At 47.4% G+C, this 15,883-nt stretch carries 16 protein-coding genes; 5 read left to right on the top strand and 11 right to left on the bottom strand.

The window, feature by feature from the left end:
* Positions 1–32: 32 nt before the first annotated feature.
* The 5 genes from XMA152_RS00785 to leuC all read right to left on the bottom strand — a co-directional run bounded on the left by XMA152_RS00785 (position 33) and on the right by leuC (position 5,566).
* Entirely contained in the window at positions 33–998 is a 966-nt protein-coding gene (locus XMA152_RS00785; RefSeq protein ID WP_173480835.1) for an Asd/ArgC dimerization domain-containing protein, read from the bottom strand.
* Positions 999–1,055: 57 nt separating this feature from the next.
* Positions 1,056–2,168, bottom strand: coding sequence for an aspartate-semialdehyde dehydrogenase (gene asd, locus XMA152_RS00780; protein WP_173482429.1), 1,113 nt, complete (start codon positions 2,166–2,168; stop codon positions 1,056–1,058).
* Between the two features lie 84 nt (positions 2,169–2,252).
* Entirely contained in the window at positions 2,253–3,338 is a 1,086-nt protein-coding gene (gene leuB / locus XMA152_RS00775) for a 3-isopropylmalate dehydrogenase (protein ID WP_173480833.1), read from the bottom strand.
* A 135-nt stretch (positions 3,339–3,473) separates the two neighbouring features.
* The gene (gene leuD / locus XMA152_RS00770; RefSeq protein ID WP_173482428.1) at positions 3,474–4,121 is read right to left on the bottom strand and encodes a 3-isopropylmalate dehydratase small subunit; all 648 of its coding nucleotides are present in this window, start codon (positions 4,119–4,121) and stop codon (positions 3,474–3,476) included.
* A 20-nt stretch (positions 4,122–4,141) separates the two neighbouring features.
* On the bottom strand, positions 4,142–5,566 hold the full coding sequence (gene leuC, locus XMA152_RS00765) for a 3-isopropylmalate dehydratase large subunit (protein ID WP_173482427.1): 1,425 nt from the start codon (positions 5,564–5,566) through the stop codon (positions 4,142–4,144).
* A 229-nt stretch (positions 5,567–5,795) separates the two neighbouring features.
* Here leuC and XMA152_RS00760 point away from each other — a divergent pair, with 229 nt between their 5' ends.
* The 5 genes from XMA152_RS00760 (at position 5,796) to XMA152_RS00740 (ending at position 10,802) form a co-directional block, all read left to right on the top strand.
* On the top strand, positions 5,796–5,957 hold the full coding sequence (locus XMA152_RS00760; protein ID WP_173480830.1) for a carbon storage regulator: 162 nt from the start codon (positions 5,796–5,798) through the stop codon (positions 5,955–5,957).
* Positions 5,958–6,037: 80 nt separating this feature from the next.
* Positions 6,038–6,919, top strand: coding sequence for a LysR family transcriptional regulator (locus XMA152_RS00755; RefSeq protein WP_173482426.1), 882 nt, complete (start codon positions 6,038–6,040; stop codon positions 6,917–6,919).
* A 49-nt stretch (positions 6,920–6,968) separates the two neighbouring features.
* Positions 6,969–7,802, top strand: a complete 834-nt coding sequence (locus XMA152_RS00750; RefSeq protein WP_173482425.1) for a hypothetical protein — start codon at positions 6,969–6,971, stop codon at positions 7,800–7,802.
* The gene (locus XMA152_RS00745) at positions 7,795–8,835 is read left to right on the top strand and encodes an alpha/beta fold hydrolase (RefSeq protein ID WP_173482424.1); all 1,041 of its coding nucleotides are present in this window, start codon (positions 7,795–7,797) and stop codon (positions 8,833–8,835) included. Before XMA152_RS00750 ends, XMA152_RS00745 begins: the two co-directional genes overlap by 8 nt.
* Positions 8,836–8,903: 68 nt before the next feature.
* Entirely contained in the window at positions 8,904–10,802 is a 1,899-nt protein-coding gene (locus tag XMA152_RS00740) for a hybrid sensor histidine kinase/response regulator (protein ID WP_173482423.1), read from the top strand.
* 53 nt (positions 10,803–10,855) lie between these two features.
* Here XMA152_RS00740 and phaR read toward each other — a convergent pair whose 3' ends face one another.
* The 6 genes from phaR to XMA152_RS00710 all read right to left on the bottom strand — a co-directional run bounded on the left by phaR (position 10,856) and on the right by XMA152_RS00710 (position 15,883).
* On the bottom strand, positions 10,856–11,308 hold the full coding sequence (phaR, locus tag XMA152_RS00735) for a polyhydroxyalkanoate synthesis repressor PhaR (protein WP_173482422.1): 453 nt from the start codon (positions 11,306–11,308) through the stop codon (positions 10,856–10,858).
* A 16-nt stretch (positions 11,309–11,324) separates the two neighbouring features.
* Complete coding sequence (locus tag XMA152_RS00730) at positions 11,325–11,576, bottom strand: DUF6489 family protein (RefSeq protein WP_173480824.1); 252 nt, start codon at positions 11,574–11,576, stop codon at positions 11,325–11,327.
* 80 nt (positions 11,577–11,656) lie between these two features.
* Entirely contained in the window at positions 11,657–12,811 is a 1,155-nt protein-coding gene (locus XMA152_RS00725; RefSeq protein ID WP_173482421.1) for an MFS transporter, read from the bottom strand.
* A gap of 2 nt (positions 12,812–12,813) precedes the next feature.
* Positions 12,814–13,443, bottom strand: coding sequence for a LysE family translocator (locus tag XMA152_RS00720; protein WP_173482420.1), 630 nt, complete (start codon positions 13,441–13,443; stop codon positions 12,814–12,816).
* Between the two features lie 66 nt (positions 13,444–13,509).
* Positions 13,510–14,751, bottom strand: coding sequence for a saccharopine dehydrogenase family protein (locus tag XMA152_RS00715; RefSeq protein WP_173482419.1), 1,242 nt, complete (start codon positions 14,749–14,751; stop codon positions 13,510–13,512).
* A gap of 34 nt (positions 14,752–14,785) precedes the next feature.
* A complete protein-coding gene (locus XMA152_RS00710; RefSeq protein WP_173482418.1) occupies positions 14,786–15,883 on the bottom strand; it encodes a carboxynorspermidine decarboxylase in 1,098 nt (365 codons plus the stop codon).

Raw genomic sequence — 15,883 nt, 5'->3', positions numbered from 1 at the left:
ATGGGTCAAGTTTACCGGGCAGATTTTTTAAATTAGTGCTTAGTTACCAATGTAGCAAGCAGCTCTAAAAGTGCTGAGGCACGGCCGAAACGGTTCTCATCAAACATCAGGGTAGCTTGAATCGTCTGGTCCACACGTGCATCGACACGCAGGCGCGATACCAAACACTCAGTCTGCCCAATCATCGATTGAGTAGAGGCGTTGGGGCTGTGACTGAAACGCAACGCATTATCTCGATCAATGAGCGCTACTAGATCAGAGACCGATTGGTCCGCTTGTGTCTCAACCATCAGCATTGCAGAGGTACCGTGGAACATCGGCACTTGAACGGTTGATACCGTTACTTCGGCATCGTCAAACAGTGCATCAGCACCCTCAGCAATACGACGCTCTAACCCTGATTCACCTTGTTCGTCCAATACAAACGGCTGAGCCAATGCATTAAAGGCTAGGGTTGCATCTAAAAACTGCTCTGTCGCTTCACGACCATTAAGCAGTGCGGCTGTTTCACGTGCTAAAGCCTCAGCGCCTTTGCGATCATGAACACTGGCAGGCAAAGTCGCGGCAATGTGCATACGAAGAGGCTCAACTTTAGAGCTAATCGCCTGGCAGAACTTGTAGACTGCTACTAGCACAGGCTCAGCGAGCTGATACCACTCGCCAGACTCCAGACGGTCACGACCCGCGACGGCCAACTGAGACGATTCAGCAGACAGGTTAGAGTAGAGATCGATCAATGTAGCACCCAAGGAAGCGCGCTCCAAAAGATCTGCACTCGCCTCAGGTTGAGCCAGAATAACCACAGACGCTTCAGCAAACGGAGCTTGATCAACGGGACGCACCAGTGTGGAGTGCCCGTTAATCATCAATGAACGACCCGCTTCGCTCTCGTCATCCCATAAAGAGAGCTCAATTTCGCTCGCTAGAGGGTGATCTTCGAAGAGTTCAAAAAACTGGTCGGCTACTAGAGATGAGACACCAACAAAAAATAGTTTCATAGCTTTTCCAAAAAGATCGGCCCGCAAATGAGCGGGCCGTTAATTGATTCGTTACGCTTATTGAGCCAGAAGTATACGAAGCATTCGGCGAAGAGGCTCTGCAGCACCCCAAAGCAACTGATCACCCACACTGAATGCGTTTAGGTACTGTTTGCCCATCTTCATTTTACGAAGACGACCCACAGGGATACTCAATGTACCGGTCACTTTGGTTGGTGATAGCTCTTCCATAGTGATCTGACGATCATTAGGCACCACTTTCACCCAGTCGTTCGCCTCAGCAACCATCTGCTCGATCTCATCCATTGGAAGATCTTTATTCAGTTTGATTGTAAATGCCTGGCTGTGACAGCGCATTGCACCGATACGAACACAGGTACCATCGATAGCAATCGGGTTAGAGTTACGGCCAAGAATCTTGTTTGTTTCAACATAGCCCTTCCACTCTTCCTTAGACTGACCATCGGCAACAGGTACATCGATCCAAGGGATCAACGAGCCCGCAAGCGGCACACCAAAGTTATCAACGGCTAGATCGTTACGCATGGTGCTAACAACCTGACGATCAATATCAAGAATTGCCGATGCAGGGTCATTCAGAAGCGCTTCTGAACCATCGCGAATCTGCCCCATTTGAGTGATCAACTCACGCATATTGCGTGCGCCAGCACCTGATGCAGCCTGATAAGTCATTGAAGAGACCCACTCAACGTGACCCGCTTTAAATAGACCACCTAGACCCATCAACATGAGAGAGACAGTACAGTTACCGCCAACGTAAGTTTTGATCCCTTTCGCTAGACCCTTCTCAATTACATCGCTATTGACTGGATCCAGAACAATGATCGCTTCATCATCCATTCGCAGAGCAGAAGCAGCGTCAATCCAGTAGCCATTCCAGCCAGCAGCACGAAGCTTAGGGTAAACCTCTTTCGTGTAGTCGCCACCTTGGCAGGTAATAATCGCGTCCATCTCTTTTAGCGCATCAATATCAGATGCATCTTTAAGTGGAGCAATCTCTTTACCAATGTCTGGACCAGCAGCACCTACCTGAGAAGTGGTGAAAAATACCGGTTCAACGATCTGATCGAAGTCACGCTCTTCCTGCATACGCTGCATAAGAACGGAACCCACCATACCGCGCCAGCCAACAAAACCTACACGATTCATATTTACCCTCAAAAAACTTTTTCGCTATTCAATAGCTCTATCAAAAAAGGCCGGATCTAACCGGCCTTCTCGGTTAACGTTTGATTATGCGCTTAGCGCAGCAATCACCGCGTCACCCATTTCAGTTGTCGAAACCTTCGTCATGCCTTCAGAGAAGATATCGGCAGTACGCAGGTTTTGATCCAAAACCTTACTTACCGCGGCTTCGATTCGATCCGCAGTTTCGCCCTTATCAAGCGAGTAGCGCAACATCATAGCGGCAGACAGGATGGTTGCCAATGGATTTGCAATGTTTTGACCCGCAATATCCGGAGCAGAACCGTGACAAGGTTCAAACATACCCTGACCCTTCACGTTCATAGACGATGAAGGCAGCATACCGATGGAACCCGTCAGCATTGCAGCAGCATCTGAAAGGATGTCGCCAAACATGTTACCTGTTACCACCACATCGAACTGCTTAGGTGCACGTACTAGCTGCATTGCAGCGTTATCTACGTACATGTGGCTTAGTTCAACTTCAGGGTACTCAGCGCTCAACTCTTCCATCACTTCACGCCAAAGCACCGTCACTTCTAGTACGTTTGCTTTGTCGACAGAGCAGAGTTTCTTACCACGTGCCATTGCCGCTTCAAAAGCGACACGACCGATACGCTTGATCTCATCTTCGTTGTATACGTAAGTGTTGTAACCTTCACGTAGGCCATCTTCAGTGGTGCGAATGCCGCGTGGCTGACCGAAGTAGATACCACCCGTTAGTTCACGAACGATAAGAATATCTAGATCTGAAACCACTTCTGGCTTCAAAGTAGACGCGTGAGCTAACTGTGGGTAAAGAATCGCTGGGCGCAGGTTACCGAACAATCCAAGCTGAGTACGAAGACCTAGAAGCCCCTTCTCTGGGCGAATCTGAAAATCAGGGTTTGTATCCCACTTAGGACCACCCACAGCACCCAAAAGGATGCCTTTGGAGTCATGCGCCTTAGCTAGGGTCTCTTCTGGAAGAGGTACACCTGTCGCATCGATCGCAGCACCACCAACGTGTGCTTCATCAAATTCAAGACCAAGGTTATCTTGATCGTTAACCAGTTCAAGCACACGACGCGCCTGAGCAACAATCTCAGGACCAATGCCATCACCTGGCAAAATCAAAACTTTGTTTTCGTTCATTTTTCTATTCCTTATTTACCGTGTCTGGCTTTCAGCCTGACACGACTCTCTCAGCGTCTTCCAGACTACCGAGCGTAAATTAATAGCGGATGACAGGCTAAAGCCAGTCACCATCAATAGCCGCGAACAAATCAATTATTTAATCGCGTCGAACAACCAAGGCGCTTCGGCACGGCGTTTCGCTTCGTACGCACGGATATCATCAGCATGCTCAAGCGTTAAGCCGATATCATCCAAACCGTTTAGCAGACAGTGCTTGCGGAAGTCATCAACTTCGAAGCTATACTCTTTGCCGTCTGGGCTAACCACTTTCTGATTTTCAAGATCAACCGTTAGGCTCATACCGGGTGCTGCAGCAACGGCTTGGAAAAGCTCTTCCACTTCATCCTCTGTAAGAATGATCGGTAATAGACCATTCTTGAAACAGTTATTGAAGAAGATATCGGCATAGCTTGGTGCAATCACTGCACGGAAACCGTAGTCATCTAATGCCCAAGGAGCGTGCTCGCGGCTAGAACCACAACCAAAGTTGTTGCGTGCTAACAGAATGCTAGAACCAGCGTACTCTGGTTTGTTTAGAACAAAGTCTGGGTTGATAGGACGTCCAGAACAGTCTTGATCTGGCTGACCTTCATCAAGGTAACGAAGTTCATCAAATAGATTAGGACCAAAGCCAGAGCGCTTAATCGATTTAAGGAACTGCTTTGGAATGATCATATCGGTATCAACGTTGACGCGATCAAGCGGAGCAACAACACCGGTGTGAGTCGTAAACTTTTTCATATCTCTATCTCCGCCCTAACTTAAGAGTTCAACTCAAAATCGCGCACATCAACGAAGTGGCCTGTAATCGCAGCAGCCGCCGCCATTGCTGGGCTCACTAGATGGGTACGACCACCGAAGCCCTGACGGCCTTCGAAGTTACGGTTAGAGGTTGATGCACAGTGCTCACCATTACCCAACTTATCTGGGTTCATCGCAAGACACATTGAACAGCCCGGTTCACGCCACTCAAGACCCGCTTCAACAAAGATCTTATCCAAACCTTCCGCTTCTGCCTGCGCTTTTACAAGACCAGAACCAGGAACAACAAGCGCCTGCTTCACTGTGCTTGCAACCTTACGGCCTTTAACAACTGCAGCGGCAGCGCGCATATCTTCGATACGGCTGTTAGTACAAGAACCGATAAAGACACGATCAAGTTTGATATCGGTAATCGCCTGGTCCGCGTTCAAGCCCATGTACTCAAGCGCACGAGTAATAGAGTTCGCTTCATCTGCATCTTTAGCGTTCGCTGGATTTGGCACAGTGCCATCGACAGCAACCACCATCTCTGGCGAGGTACCCCAAGTCACCTGAGGTTTGATATCAGCGGCGTTGATCTCAACGACCTTATCGAACTGAGCATCATCATCAGAGACTAGATTTTTCCAGTTTGCTACAGCCGCTTCCCACTGATCCGCAGTTGGTGAGAATGGACGACCTTTAAAGTACTCAATCGTCTTATCATCGACCGCTACAAGACCTACACGAGCACCCGCTTCGATCGCCATGTTACAGATAGTCATACGACCCTCAACAGAGAGCGAGCGTATTGCAGAACCCCCGAACTCCATCGCAAAACCTGTACCACCGGCCGTACCGATAACACCAATCACGTGAAGTACAACGTCTTTAGCGGTGACACCAACACCAAGATCACCGTCTACTTTAATCAGAAGGTTCTTCATCTTCTTAGCGATCAGACACTGAGTCGCAAGAACGTGCTCAACCTCAGAAGTACCAATACCATGCGCTAGCGCACCAAAAGCACCGTGGGTAGAGGTATGCGAGTCACCACAGACAACGGTAGAACCTGGCAGAGTCATACCCTGCTCTGGGCCCACAACGTGAACGATACCCTGACGCTCATCAAGCATCTTGAACTCGACAATGCCGTACTCGTCACAGTTCTCATCCAGTGTTTTTACCTGAATACGAGAAACAGGATCGACAATCTGATCGACGCCACCAGCACGTTCAGTGGTGGGTACGTTGTGATCAGGTGTTGCTAGGTTAGCGTCGATACGCCAAGGTTTACGACCCGCCATACGCAGGCCTTCAAAAGCCTGAGGTGAAGTGACCTCATGAAGAATTTGACGATCGATGTAGATTAATGAACTGCCATCTTCGTTCTGACGCACCAAATGGGCATCCCATAATTTGTCATAGAGTGTTTTACCAGCCATCTCTCTCTCCTGGTTGGTGACCTATCCGTAAGGATTTAAAAGTGGCTAAATTTTATCCACACCTCTTTCAATAGACAAACTCTTATTATTTATAATTTCCATTCCAAATGAGAATAGTTAAATTTTTTGAAAAAAATTAATCTTTTTTTTGTAAAGTTCAAAATATGGTCTACATTTCATTGGTAACACAAAAAACAGATTAACTTTTCCTAAGAAGGGACTCTTATCCATGCTTGTACTTACACGTAACGTCGGCGAAAAATTGATTATTGATGGCAACATTGAAGTAATGGTGGTTGAAGCAGGTGGCGGCAGTGTTCGTCTCGGCATTGAAGCACCAAAAGATGTGCACATTGTTCGCGAAGAGCTACTAGAAGAAGACGAATCCTGAGATAAGTCTTTGATCAAAAAGCACCCTCTGTGGTGCTTTTTTTATGCCTATTTCAACCGCTCTCTTGTAAGCTTAGGCTTATGGATACCTCTACCCTACAAGCCTTTGTTGAAACCGCTCAGCTAGGCAGTTTCTCCCAAGCATCACAGCGACTGTTTATAACTCAGTCAGCAGTCAGCAAACGCGTGGCTCAGCTAGAAGAGCAGGTTGGAGCTCGGCTGTTTGATCGAATTGGTCGAACCATAGCATTGACCGATGCCGGTAAAGCACTGCTCCCCCAGGCACGTCGCATTCTGGCGGAGTTAGAAGACGCCAAGCGCGTCGTTGAAAATATAAAGGGTGATATCTCAGGTCGCCTGTCGGTCGCAGCAAGCCACCATATTAGCCTTCACCGACTTCCCAACACACTGCGCACCTTCACCACCCAATTCCCTGACGTAGAGCTAGATCTGCGCTTTTATGAGTCAGAAGTGGCTTATGAGGCGGTATTGCATGGTGACATTGAACTGGCACTGATCACACTCTCGCCAGAGTCAGACCCACGTCTCCACTCAGAAGTATTGTGGTTAGATCGACTCTTTTACTGTGTCTCCAACGACCACCCTATCGCTCAGCATGGCACAACCGATTTTGAAACGTTGAACCAGTACCCGGGTATTTTGCCTGCCCCGAACACCTTCACCTCTCTGATTGTGCACGAACAGTTAGCCCAGCGAGGTCTAACACCCAATTTAGGTATCAGCACCAACTACCTTGATACCATTCGTATGATGGTCAGTGTTGGTTTAGGCTGGAGCCTACTTCCAGAGTCGATGATTGATAACAGCCTGCATAAGGTGGTGATCGACAGTGACGCCATTGAACGCCCACTTGGGTTTATCTACCACCGTGACAGAACACTCTCTAATGCGGCGGGCAAACTGCTCAATCTACTAAAAGAGGATGCGCAGAAGGGTTCATAACTGAATCAGGGTGAATTACTATGATTCAAAGAGTAAATAAGGGCTTAGCGTGAACCATCCGCTTCTAGATCAGTTCAATCAATGGCTGCAGCAGTTCGAGCAGACGGGATCTGTTATCGATACCACTCGTTTAAATGAGTGGAACCATCTAATGGATCAGTTCCAAACGCACCCTGAACAACTCTCTAGTAATCATGCCCAGTGGATCAAAACGCTTGCTCAAAACTCCAAAGCGATGATGAGTGTGGTTGAAGCACTGCAGGATCAAGCGACCGACTCCAGCGAGCAACTGAAAAAGCTAAGAGAAGAGTTGCACCAATTCAATGTCCAGTTGCTTCTGCAACAGGCGAGTTTGCCACAGCAGATGGCACCGCTCTTGTTCACTCACACCCACTTATCGACCCTGTTTAATGAGGAGCAACTCGCTAAATTTGAGCAGTTAAAATCCTCATTGAACACTCCTCAGTTTGAAAAACTTAACCAACTGATTGAATCCTTTATGCAGTGGCAGCAAGCAGGCCAAACACTGACCGAAGAGATGAATCAGATTACTGAGTTGGCAACGCAGACCTGGCAAGAGCAATTCGATGACTCACTCTCTGCCAAGGATCAGATTGAGCTCTGGGGGAAGATCTACGACAACACCTACCAGGTTCAATTCCAAGAGCCCTCGATGCAGCTAGCTCAAAGCGGGTGGCTGAATGGATGGGCCGATCTAAAACTGGCATGGAAACAACTTCTGACTCAACTGACAGAGCAAGCGGGACTCCCCTCACCTGAGCAACTCGATAGACTGATTGAACAGCTCGATCAACAACGCAGACGCATTCGACAGTTAGAGAAGCGGCTCTCTGCCCTCGAATCAGGTGATCACAATGGCTAATCGGTATAACCAAGCCCTGCTCGATTCACAAAAAGAGCTGGCTAAGGCTATGGCGGTACTCAGTGAACTCCCCCCTTTGGAGGATAGCTCACTGAAAGCCGAGGTGGTGTTAACCCTCGATAAGATGAGACTGCTGCACTTTAAACAGTCTGGACGACGCAGACAGCCGCCGCTGATTATCTGTTACGCGCTGGTTAATCGACCCACTATTCTCGATTTAGCCCCCGACCGTTCACTGGTTCAAGATTTACGAGCCAAAGGGCGTGATATCTATCTGATCGATTGGGGTTATCCCGATCTGTGTGATCGACATATTGGACTTGATGACTACATTGGCGACTATCTAGATAGCGTCGTGCAGTGCGTTATAGAGCGTTCCGGTTTTGAACAGATTGACCTAATGGGCATATGCCAGGGTGGCGTATTCTCTCTCGCTTATGCGAGTTTAAAACCAGAGCGTGTTCGTAAACTGGTCACTTTGGTCACACCCGTGGATACTGATGTCGAGGGGTTTACGCTTAGCGAAATGGTCCGAGAGACGAACATTGAACAGCTGGTCAAATCCTATGGAAACCTTCCGGGTCAGTTTCTCAATCAGATCTACGCTGCGCTTAAACCACTGCAACTGGGTGTCGTAAAAGAGATGGGCCTGAGCCGCTCGATTCAAGACCCGACAAGCGCCGAGCTATTCTTGCGAATGGAGCAGTGGATCAATGACAGTCCTGATCTAGCAGGCCGGGCCACTATAGAGTTTGCAGAGACATTTTTTAAAGGGAATGGACTGATTCAAGGATCATTCTATGTCGACTCCAAAGCCGTTAAGCTAACGTCCATTCGCTCCCCCATATTGAATATCTTTGGGACTAAAGACCACTTGGTACCACCTGCCTCAAGCCAAGCACTAAAAGCCGCAATTAACCCAAAAACCTCCTATCAAGAGCTACCACTTCCTGCCGGCCACATTGGCGCGTTCATCAGTGACCGTTGTCGTGGCACAGTCATAGAAGTGATAGAGTCGCATCTAACACCTTAGCCAGAAAAGTTGGCCTACTTTTTGCAATTAAATTTAGTAATTTCCTGATTATCTACTAGATTTATAAGATGCGTAACAGACAACTCATACAAAGCTTGATTGAGCTATCAAAAAGATCCAATCATGACGATATTCTCGACAAGATCACTCAAGCATTTAGCGAAGCCTATTCACCCTCTCTGGTTTTTGTGGGTGTGTTAGTTGATAGCCACGCTGAGCTGATTGAAGGCCATGCCGCTTTTCGTGGGGAGGAGCCTTCTGAACCCTGGGTGTACTGCATGACCGATCAACCCTGTGCACTGGTTTATAAAGGGAAAAAGGTCTCTATACCCTGTGATGTCCAGAAAGACTTCATCAAAAAAGAGGGTTCAGGATTAGAGAGTTTTCTTGGCTTACCGATCAACCACCCCACTGCGGGTACCCTAGCTCACTTTGCCGTCTATGACAGTCAACCCAATCACTTTGATGACATCAAAGAGGAGACCCTCTGCCTCCTTCAAACGCTCATTGAGCGGGAATACTGGCGTATTCATGCATTGCGTGCAGAACGACTCGTTGACCTATTCAGTGACCTAGAAATCGGCATTCACCGCACCGAAACTGCAACCGGAAAAATAGTTGAGATAAACCCTTATCTATCAGAAAAAACAGGGGTTAAGATAAATGCTCAACAGGCTGTGCCAATCTGGTCAATGGATCTACTCAGCTCAGAGAACCAGATCAAGAATAGGGTATATGACCAAAGCATGTCTCATGAGTCCCTCTATAAACTGAATGATGATCATGAGTTCCCTGTTGAAGTGAGAACGATTTGTAACCCAGCGGACAGTCTAATGAGTGAACATTGGGTAAGCGTGGTACTGGATCAAACAGAGCGATTAGCCAGAGAGAAAGAGCTCAGACTTACGTTAGAACAACTCAAAGCTAAACAGGAACAACAAAAACAGTTTTTCGCAGTGGTTGGACATGAATTGCGCACCCCTATTGCATCGATCAACATGCTACTTAAAGATGAATCGATACCCCGCGAAGAGATCGATACCTATTTAAAATCGACTGCCAGCAACCTACTGGATGTTTTAGAAGATCTTCGCTTTATTGGCGCACCAGAAAAACGAGTAGTTCAATTTAAAACAGCAACTCCGGAATCCATTATTCAAGGTGTTTGCGTATCGCTTCATGGACTTCTGCTTCAACGCCAACAGCAATTGACTCTCAGCTTACAAGAGTGCGGTCAATTTGCACTGCCTGTACAAGCCATTCGACAAATCTGCACAAACCTAATCAAGAATGCGTCGATTCACAGCGGGGGTCACCAGATTGCTGTCTCTCTGACACATGAAAGCGATCAAAACCTGTTGCAAATCGTTGTTGAAGATGACGGCGTAGGCATCCCTAAAGAATCATTAGAGGATCTATTAAAGCCATTTAATCGAGGCAAAACTGACGCGGACGGTACAGGACTTGGGTTGTACATAGTAAAAGAGATTGCCAATGCTATTGAGGCTAAACTGGACTACAGTACTTCAGAACTAGGGGGTGCGAAATTCATACTGGAATTTTCCGCTAATGAACCTGAGAATAAAAACTCATCGCAGATAAGAGATTCAATCAACTTTTCAGACATGCGAATTCTGATAGCAGAGGATAATAAGACGCTTCAACTACTGACCCAAAAGATGTTAAGTAAAGCTGGTGCACATGTAGAGGTTGCTGATAATGGTCGTGATGCGTTGCAGCTTGTAGAAAGAGATAGTTTTGATTTGGTGATTACGGATCTGAACATGCCAGAAATGAATGGTTTGGAACTGATCGAGCAACTCACGAAACAAGATTTCAAAGGGACGATTTTGGGATGCACGGCGGCAATCACGGGTAAAGAGACAGACCAGATGATTAATAAAGGCGCCAAAGAGGTTATCACCAAGCCGATCTCATTGGATCAGATAGAACAGGCACTTAAATAGCAAAAAGAGAGCAAAAGCTCTCTTTTTTGTCGAATGAGAACCCAAGAAGAGAGCTATTTATCCTCTTTCTCACCCTCTTGCTTAGCCGCTGGATTGAACATATTCCAAAACGCCATGTTCTGATCCGTCAATTTGTTCATCATCGTTAATGGATTGGCGGCGCCCATCATTGTCTCCATCTGATCACGGATACGATCCTGGTGCTCTAGAAAGGCGCTGATGCTCTGTTCTAGGTACTGGCTCATCATGCCCTGCATGCTATCACCGTAAAAGCGGATGAGTTGCTGAAGCACCTGATTGGTTAGCAAGGTACCGCCCCCATCAGCCTCTTGCTCAGAGATAATTTGCAGGAGAATGTTGCGCGTTAAATCTTGGCCTGTTTTAGAATCCTGAACCTGAAAGGTCTCACCGTTCATTACCAGCTGCTTTACATCTTCTAGGGTCACGTAGCAGCTGCGAGAGGTGTCGTAGAGACGGCGGTTTGTATATTTACGAAGAATGCGCACAAAAGTACCTCAACAATTATTTATCGTTTTTATCACTGGTATTGCTGGTCATCATTCCGAAGAAAGCCTTTTGCATGGCCTCCATCGAATTTAGGCCTGAATTTAGATAGGGCTGCATCAAAGAGAGAGCGTCATAACCATCTGCGCCATTAAGCATCTGCTGTCTAAACTGTTCAACTAACTCTTTTTGAATTTCGGACACATCGGGTAGACCTAGGGTGCGGCGAAACTCTTCTGGGGTTAAATCAACATCTACACTGATTTTCATAACGATCTCCATCCAGCACTTTTAAGAAGCCTGTAGTCATGAGCATAACGCGTTTAATTTCGCACTGCAAAAAAACCTTTTTAGCTATTTTGCTGCACTTTTGCCGGCAACTTACCGAAGGATATCAACAACAGAGCTATGAGACTGGCCGCCGCCGCAAAGATGAAACTAACGCCAGAACCGAAGTGGTGCCAAAGGTAGCCGGCAATAATTGAACCAAACAGACCACCTAAACCAAAGCCGAGGCTAGAGTGCAGTGCCTGCGCCCTGCCCTCGCTTCCTGCGGGAAAGAGCTGCTGCACAATTCGAATGCCACTGGCATGCAGCACCGCAAAACTGGCTGCATGTAGCAGTTGGGAGAATATAATAATTAGCAGTGAGTCAGACAGGGTTGCCATCATTAACCAGCGCAGCACAGCCAGCATTAAACTCGCCATAAAGACACTTACGAGCGAAAAGCGTTGCCACAATTTGTGCAACACAGCGAACATCGCTATCTCAGCCAGAACGCCTAAAGACCACAATAAACCTATGGATAAGCCGCTGTACCCCTCTTGTTGCAGCAAGAGCGTGTAAAAACCGTTGTAGGGACCGTGAGCCAATTGTGCAAAAAAGATCAGCGCAAAGAACTGTATCACTTCTGGACGTCTCATCACCTTTGCAACAGAGACAGATTTGGCGGAATTTATCGGTGCGGCAGCCGGCTTGGGAACCGTCCAGGTTGCAAAGTAGATGGCGATTAATACCACCAACAACCCAATTGGCACCCACTCGATCTGATCGTCTATGAACAACTCACCACCGATCAAGGTAGCCGCAATGAACCCAACGGACCCCCACAAACGAATTTTCCCGTAGCGATCTCGCTTCTCACCTAGATGACTTAAGGTAACTACTTCAAATTGCGGCAAAATCGCATTCCAGAAAAATGAGAAGCAGAGCATCGCAAGCAGCAGCGGCCAAAACCCCTCAATGAACAGCACCGGAACAAAGGCTAATACGGCCAGCAGTGCACCCAGTTTAACAACCCGCATGCGCTCCATATGACGATCGGCCACATAGCCCCAAATACTTGGAGCATAAAGCCTAGAGAGGTGAAACGCGCCTAATAGAAGTCCAATCTCCTCAGCATTGAAACCTTCATGGCTAAGATAGGGAGCCCAAAATGGCATCACCACGCCTAACAGTGAAAAGAAGGTGTAGTAGAAGAGTGAAAGTCTTAGCTCAAGGCGCATCGTTAACTACGCTCACCAAGCAACAGGCGTAGTCCGAACAGCAGATAAACGCTTCCACTTAAGCCATCTAAAGCTCTGATCACACCTCTATTGAACAGAAGATGACGTACTCGATCGACACCCAATACCAAACCACCCTGCCAGACCATGGCGATACAAAAATGGATTAACGCCATCATCAGAGACTGCAGGAGTGGTGAATAGCCCGATACCAGAAATTGCGGTAACAGAGCCATATAGAAGAGTAAGGTTTTCGGGTTTAACAGATTGTTGAGAAAACCTTGATAGAAGGCCGAGCGTAAAGCTCTTTGCTCAGCAACAGATTCCAAAATAAATGCGCGTCCTATGAATAGATCTTTAAGCGCTTTCAGTGCAAGAAAGATCAAATAGCCTGCTCCTAACATCTGCATGTAAAAGAACAGTGTTTCTGAACTGGCCAGAATGGCAGCCACGCCTAATGCACTCAATGTTCCGTGCACAAACAGTCCCAGGCAGATACCAAGACTGGCCAAAAAGCCCTGGCTTCGACTGCCTACAGAGCGTCGCAATACCATCATCGTATCGACACCGGGGGTTAGTGTTAATAGGGTAATGGCCACAAGAAACGCGGCCCAAGGGAAGAGTTCAAGCATTAAAAAAGCCCAGTGGGATAACAAGTTTTCGTTATAACATCTGGGCTTGATGGGAGCTAGTCGATATTATGAGAAATCGAGCGGACGCTCTCCATTTTCATCACGGATCCATGTGGGTAGACCCATGTGGTTAAGATGATTCAGGAATGGACGTGGATCCAACTCCTCTACGTTAACCATCGTTTTACAATCCCATTCACCTGTCGCAATCAATAACGCGGCTGCAACCGGTGGAACACCAGCGGTGTAGGAGATACCCTGGCTACCGACCTCATTGTAGGCATCTTTATGGTCAGCAACGTTGTAGATGAACACTTCACGCTCTTGACCATCTTTGGTCCCTTTCACCTGATCACCAATACAGGTCTTACCGGAGTAGTTGGGTGCAAGTGACGCAGGATCTGGAAGACAAGCTTTAACCACTTTAAGAGGGACAACACTCTGCCCTTCAGCCGTTTCGATTGGCTGTTCAGAGAGAAGACCCAGATTCTTTAGAACCGTGAATACGGTGATGTAACGTTCCCCAAAGCCCATCCAGAAACGTACATTAGGACAACCTAGGTTGGCTGATAGAGAGTGGATCTCATCGTGACCCGTCATGTAGCTTGTGCGCTCACCGACTACAGGCAGATCGTCAGTACGACTGATCTCAAACATCTGGTTGGTTTGCCACTGATTGTTCTGCCAAGAGTAGACACGTCCGGTAAACTCACGGAAGTTGATCTCAGGGTCGAAGTTGGTGGCGAACCAGTGACCGTGATCGCCCGCATTGATGTCGATAATGTCAACTGACTCGAGCGTATCGAAGTACTCATTTTTAGCCAATGCAGCGTAAGCGTTTACGACACCTGGATCAAAGCCACAGCCCAAAATAGCCGTGGTGCCTGTCTCTTTACAGCGCTCGCGACGTTTCCACTCGTAGTTACCGTACCAAGGTGGGTTTTCACAAATCTTAAGTGGGTCTTCGTGAATAGCAGTGTCTAGATAAGCGACACCCGTTTCGATACAGGCTTCAAGTACCGACATATTGACGAAAGCTGAACCGACATTAAGCACGATCTCAGAGCCCGTCGCTTTGATCAATGCAACCGTCGCGGCTGTATCCATTGCATCCAGTGCATGAGCCGTTAACTTGCCATCCACCTTCATTGCACCCTTCTCATGGATGCTGTCGATGATCGCGTCACACTTCGATTTGGTTCTTGAAGCGATCGCTATATCACCGAGGATATCGTTGTGTTGGGCGCATTTATGCGCCACCACCTGGGCAACACCACCGCCGCCAATAATTAGTACATTCTTTTTCATAAGATCGCGCACTCCGATGCGTTACTTAACACTATTAAGAGAGGTTATCGACAAAGTCTTGATAACCAAATTCACGAACAAGTTTGATCGAACCATCAAACTCTTTAATGGCTATAGAGGGCATTTTCACACCATTGAACCAGTTTTTCTTAACCATGGTGTAGCCACCCGCATCCTCTATTGAGAGTCGATCACCGGCTTTAAGCTCATGATTAAAATTAAACTCACCAAAAATATCGCCTGCCAAGCAAGACTTACCGCACAGCTGATAGCTGTACTCACCATCACAAGGTGGCATACGAGCGTCCTCTCGATAGATCAAAAGATCGAGCATATGCGCTTCAATCGAGCTATCAACAATCGCTAGGTGCTTACCGTTGTAGAGTGTATCCAATACCGATACTTCGAGCGTTGTACTCTTGGTAATGGCCGCTTCACCAGGCTCTAAATAGACCTGAACACCATAGGTTTCAGAGAATGACTTCAAACGCTGACAGAATTGATCAAGCGGATAGTCATCCCCGGTAAAGTGGATACCACCACCTAAACTGATCCATTTCATTTTGGCAATCAGGTGGCCAAAGCGCGCTTCGATATCACTGAGCATGGCACTGAAACGCTCAAAATCGCCATTTTCACAGTTGTTGTGGAACATGAAACCGGAAATTTTATCGACTACCGTTTCGATACGCTCAGGGTCCCATTCACCCAGGCGGCTATACGGACGTGCTGGATCGGCAATGATGAACTCAGAGGTTGAAATACCCGGATTCACTCGCAAGCCACGCGTTTTCTCACGGCTCTGCTCTTCAAAGCGTTCAAACTGATTGATGGTGTTGAAGATGATCTTGTCACAGTTAGCGAGCACCTCCTCTATCTCATGATCGTCATAGGCGACCGAGTAAGCGTGTGTTTCACCAGGAAACTTGTCATGACCTAACTTAACTTCATAGAGTGAGGATGAGGTTGTACCGTCCATATATTGCGACATTTGATCAAACACTGACCAGGTCGCGAAGCATTTCAGTGCAAGCAGTGATTTAGCACCCGAATGCTCACGTACGTACGCGATCTTCTCCATGTTCTTTTGGAGTTTCGATCGATCGATAAGGTAGTAAGGGGTCTTTAACAT

The sequence above is a fragment of the Marinobacterium sp. xm-a-152 genome, from assembly GCF_013282965.1.
In the GTDB taxonomy this organism is placed as follows: domain Bacteria; phylum Pseudomonadota; class Gammaproteobacteria; order Pseudomonadales; family Balneatricaceae; genus Marinobacterium_E.
The sequence above is the reverse complement of the archived record's forward strand: the minus strand, read 5'-3'. Positions and strand labels throughout refer to the sequence as shown.

Excerpts from the sequence above, each read along its gene's own strand:
- XMA152_RS00785 (WP_173480835.1), bottom strand. The coding sequence starts at position 998 with ATGAAACTATTTTTTGTTGGTGTCTCATCTCTAGTAGCCGACCAGTTT.
- asd (WP_173482429.1), bottom strand. The coding sequence starts at position 2,168 with ATGAATCGTGTAGGTTTTGTTGGCTGGCGCGGTATGGTGGGTTCCGTT.
- leuB (WP_173480833.1), bottom strand. The coding sequence starts at position 3,338 with ATGAACGAAAACAAAGTTTTGATTTTGCCAGGTGATGGCATTGGTCCT.
- leuD (WP_173482428.1), bottom strand. The coding sequence starts at position 4,121 with ATGAAAAAGTTTACGACTCACACCGGTGTTGTTGCTCCGCTTGATCGC.
- leuC (WP_173482427.1), bottom strand. The coding sequence starts at position 5,566 with ATGGCTGGTAAAACACTCTATGACAAATTATGGGATGCCCATTTGGTG.
- XMA152_RS00760 (WP_173480830.1), top strand. The coding sequence starts at position 5,796 with ATGCTTGTACTTACACGTAACGTCGGCGAAAAATTGATTATTGATGGC.
- XMA152_RS00755 (WP_173482426.1), top strand. The coding sequence starts at position 6,038 with ATGGATACCTCTACCCTACAAGCCTTTGTTGAAACCGCTCAGCTAGGC.
- XMA152_RS00745 (WP_173482424.1), top strand. The coding sequence starts at position 7,795 with ATGGCTAATCGGTATAACCAAGCCCTGCTCGATTCACAAAAAGAGCTG.
- XMA152_RS00740 (WP_173482423.1), top strand. The coding sequence starts at position 8,904 with ATGCGTAACAGACAACTCATACAAAGCTTGATTGAGCTATCAAAAAGA.
- XMA152_RS00730 (WP_173480824.1), bottom strand. The coding sequence starts at position 11,576 with ATGAAAATCAGTGTAGATGTTGATTTAACCCCAGAAGAGTTTCGCCGC.
- XMA152_RS00725 (WP_173482421.1), bottom strand. The coding sequence starts at position 12,811 with ATGCGCCTTGAGCTAAGACTTTCACTCTTCTACTACACCTTCTTTTCA.
- XMA152_RS00720 (WP_173482420.1), bottom strand. The coding sequence starts at position 13,443 with ATGCTTGAACTCTTCCCTTGGGCCGCGTTTCTTGTGGCCATTACCCTA.
- XMA152_RS00715 (WP_173482419.1), bottom strand. The coding sequence starts at position 14,751 with ATGAAAAAGAATGTACTAATTATTGGCGGCGGTGGTGTTGCCCAGGTG.
- XMA152_RS00710 (WP_173482418.1), bottom strand. The coding sequence starts at position 15,883 with ATGTTAAAGACCCCTTACTACCTTATCGATCGATCGAAACTCCAAAAG.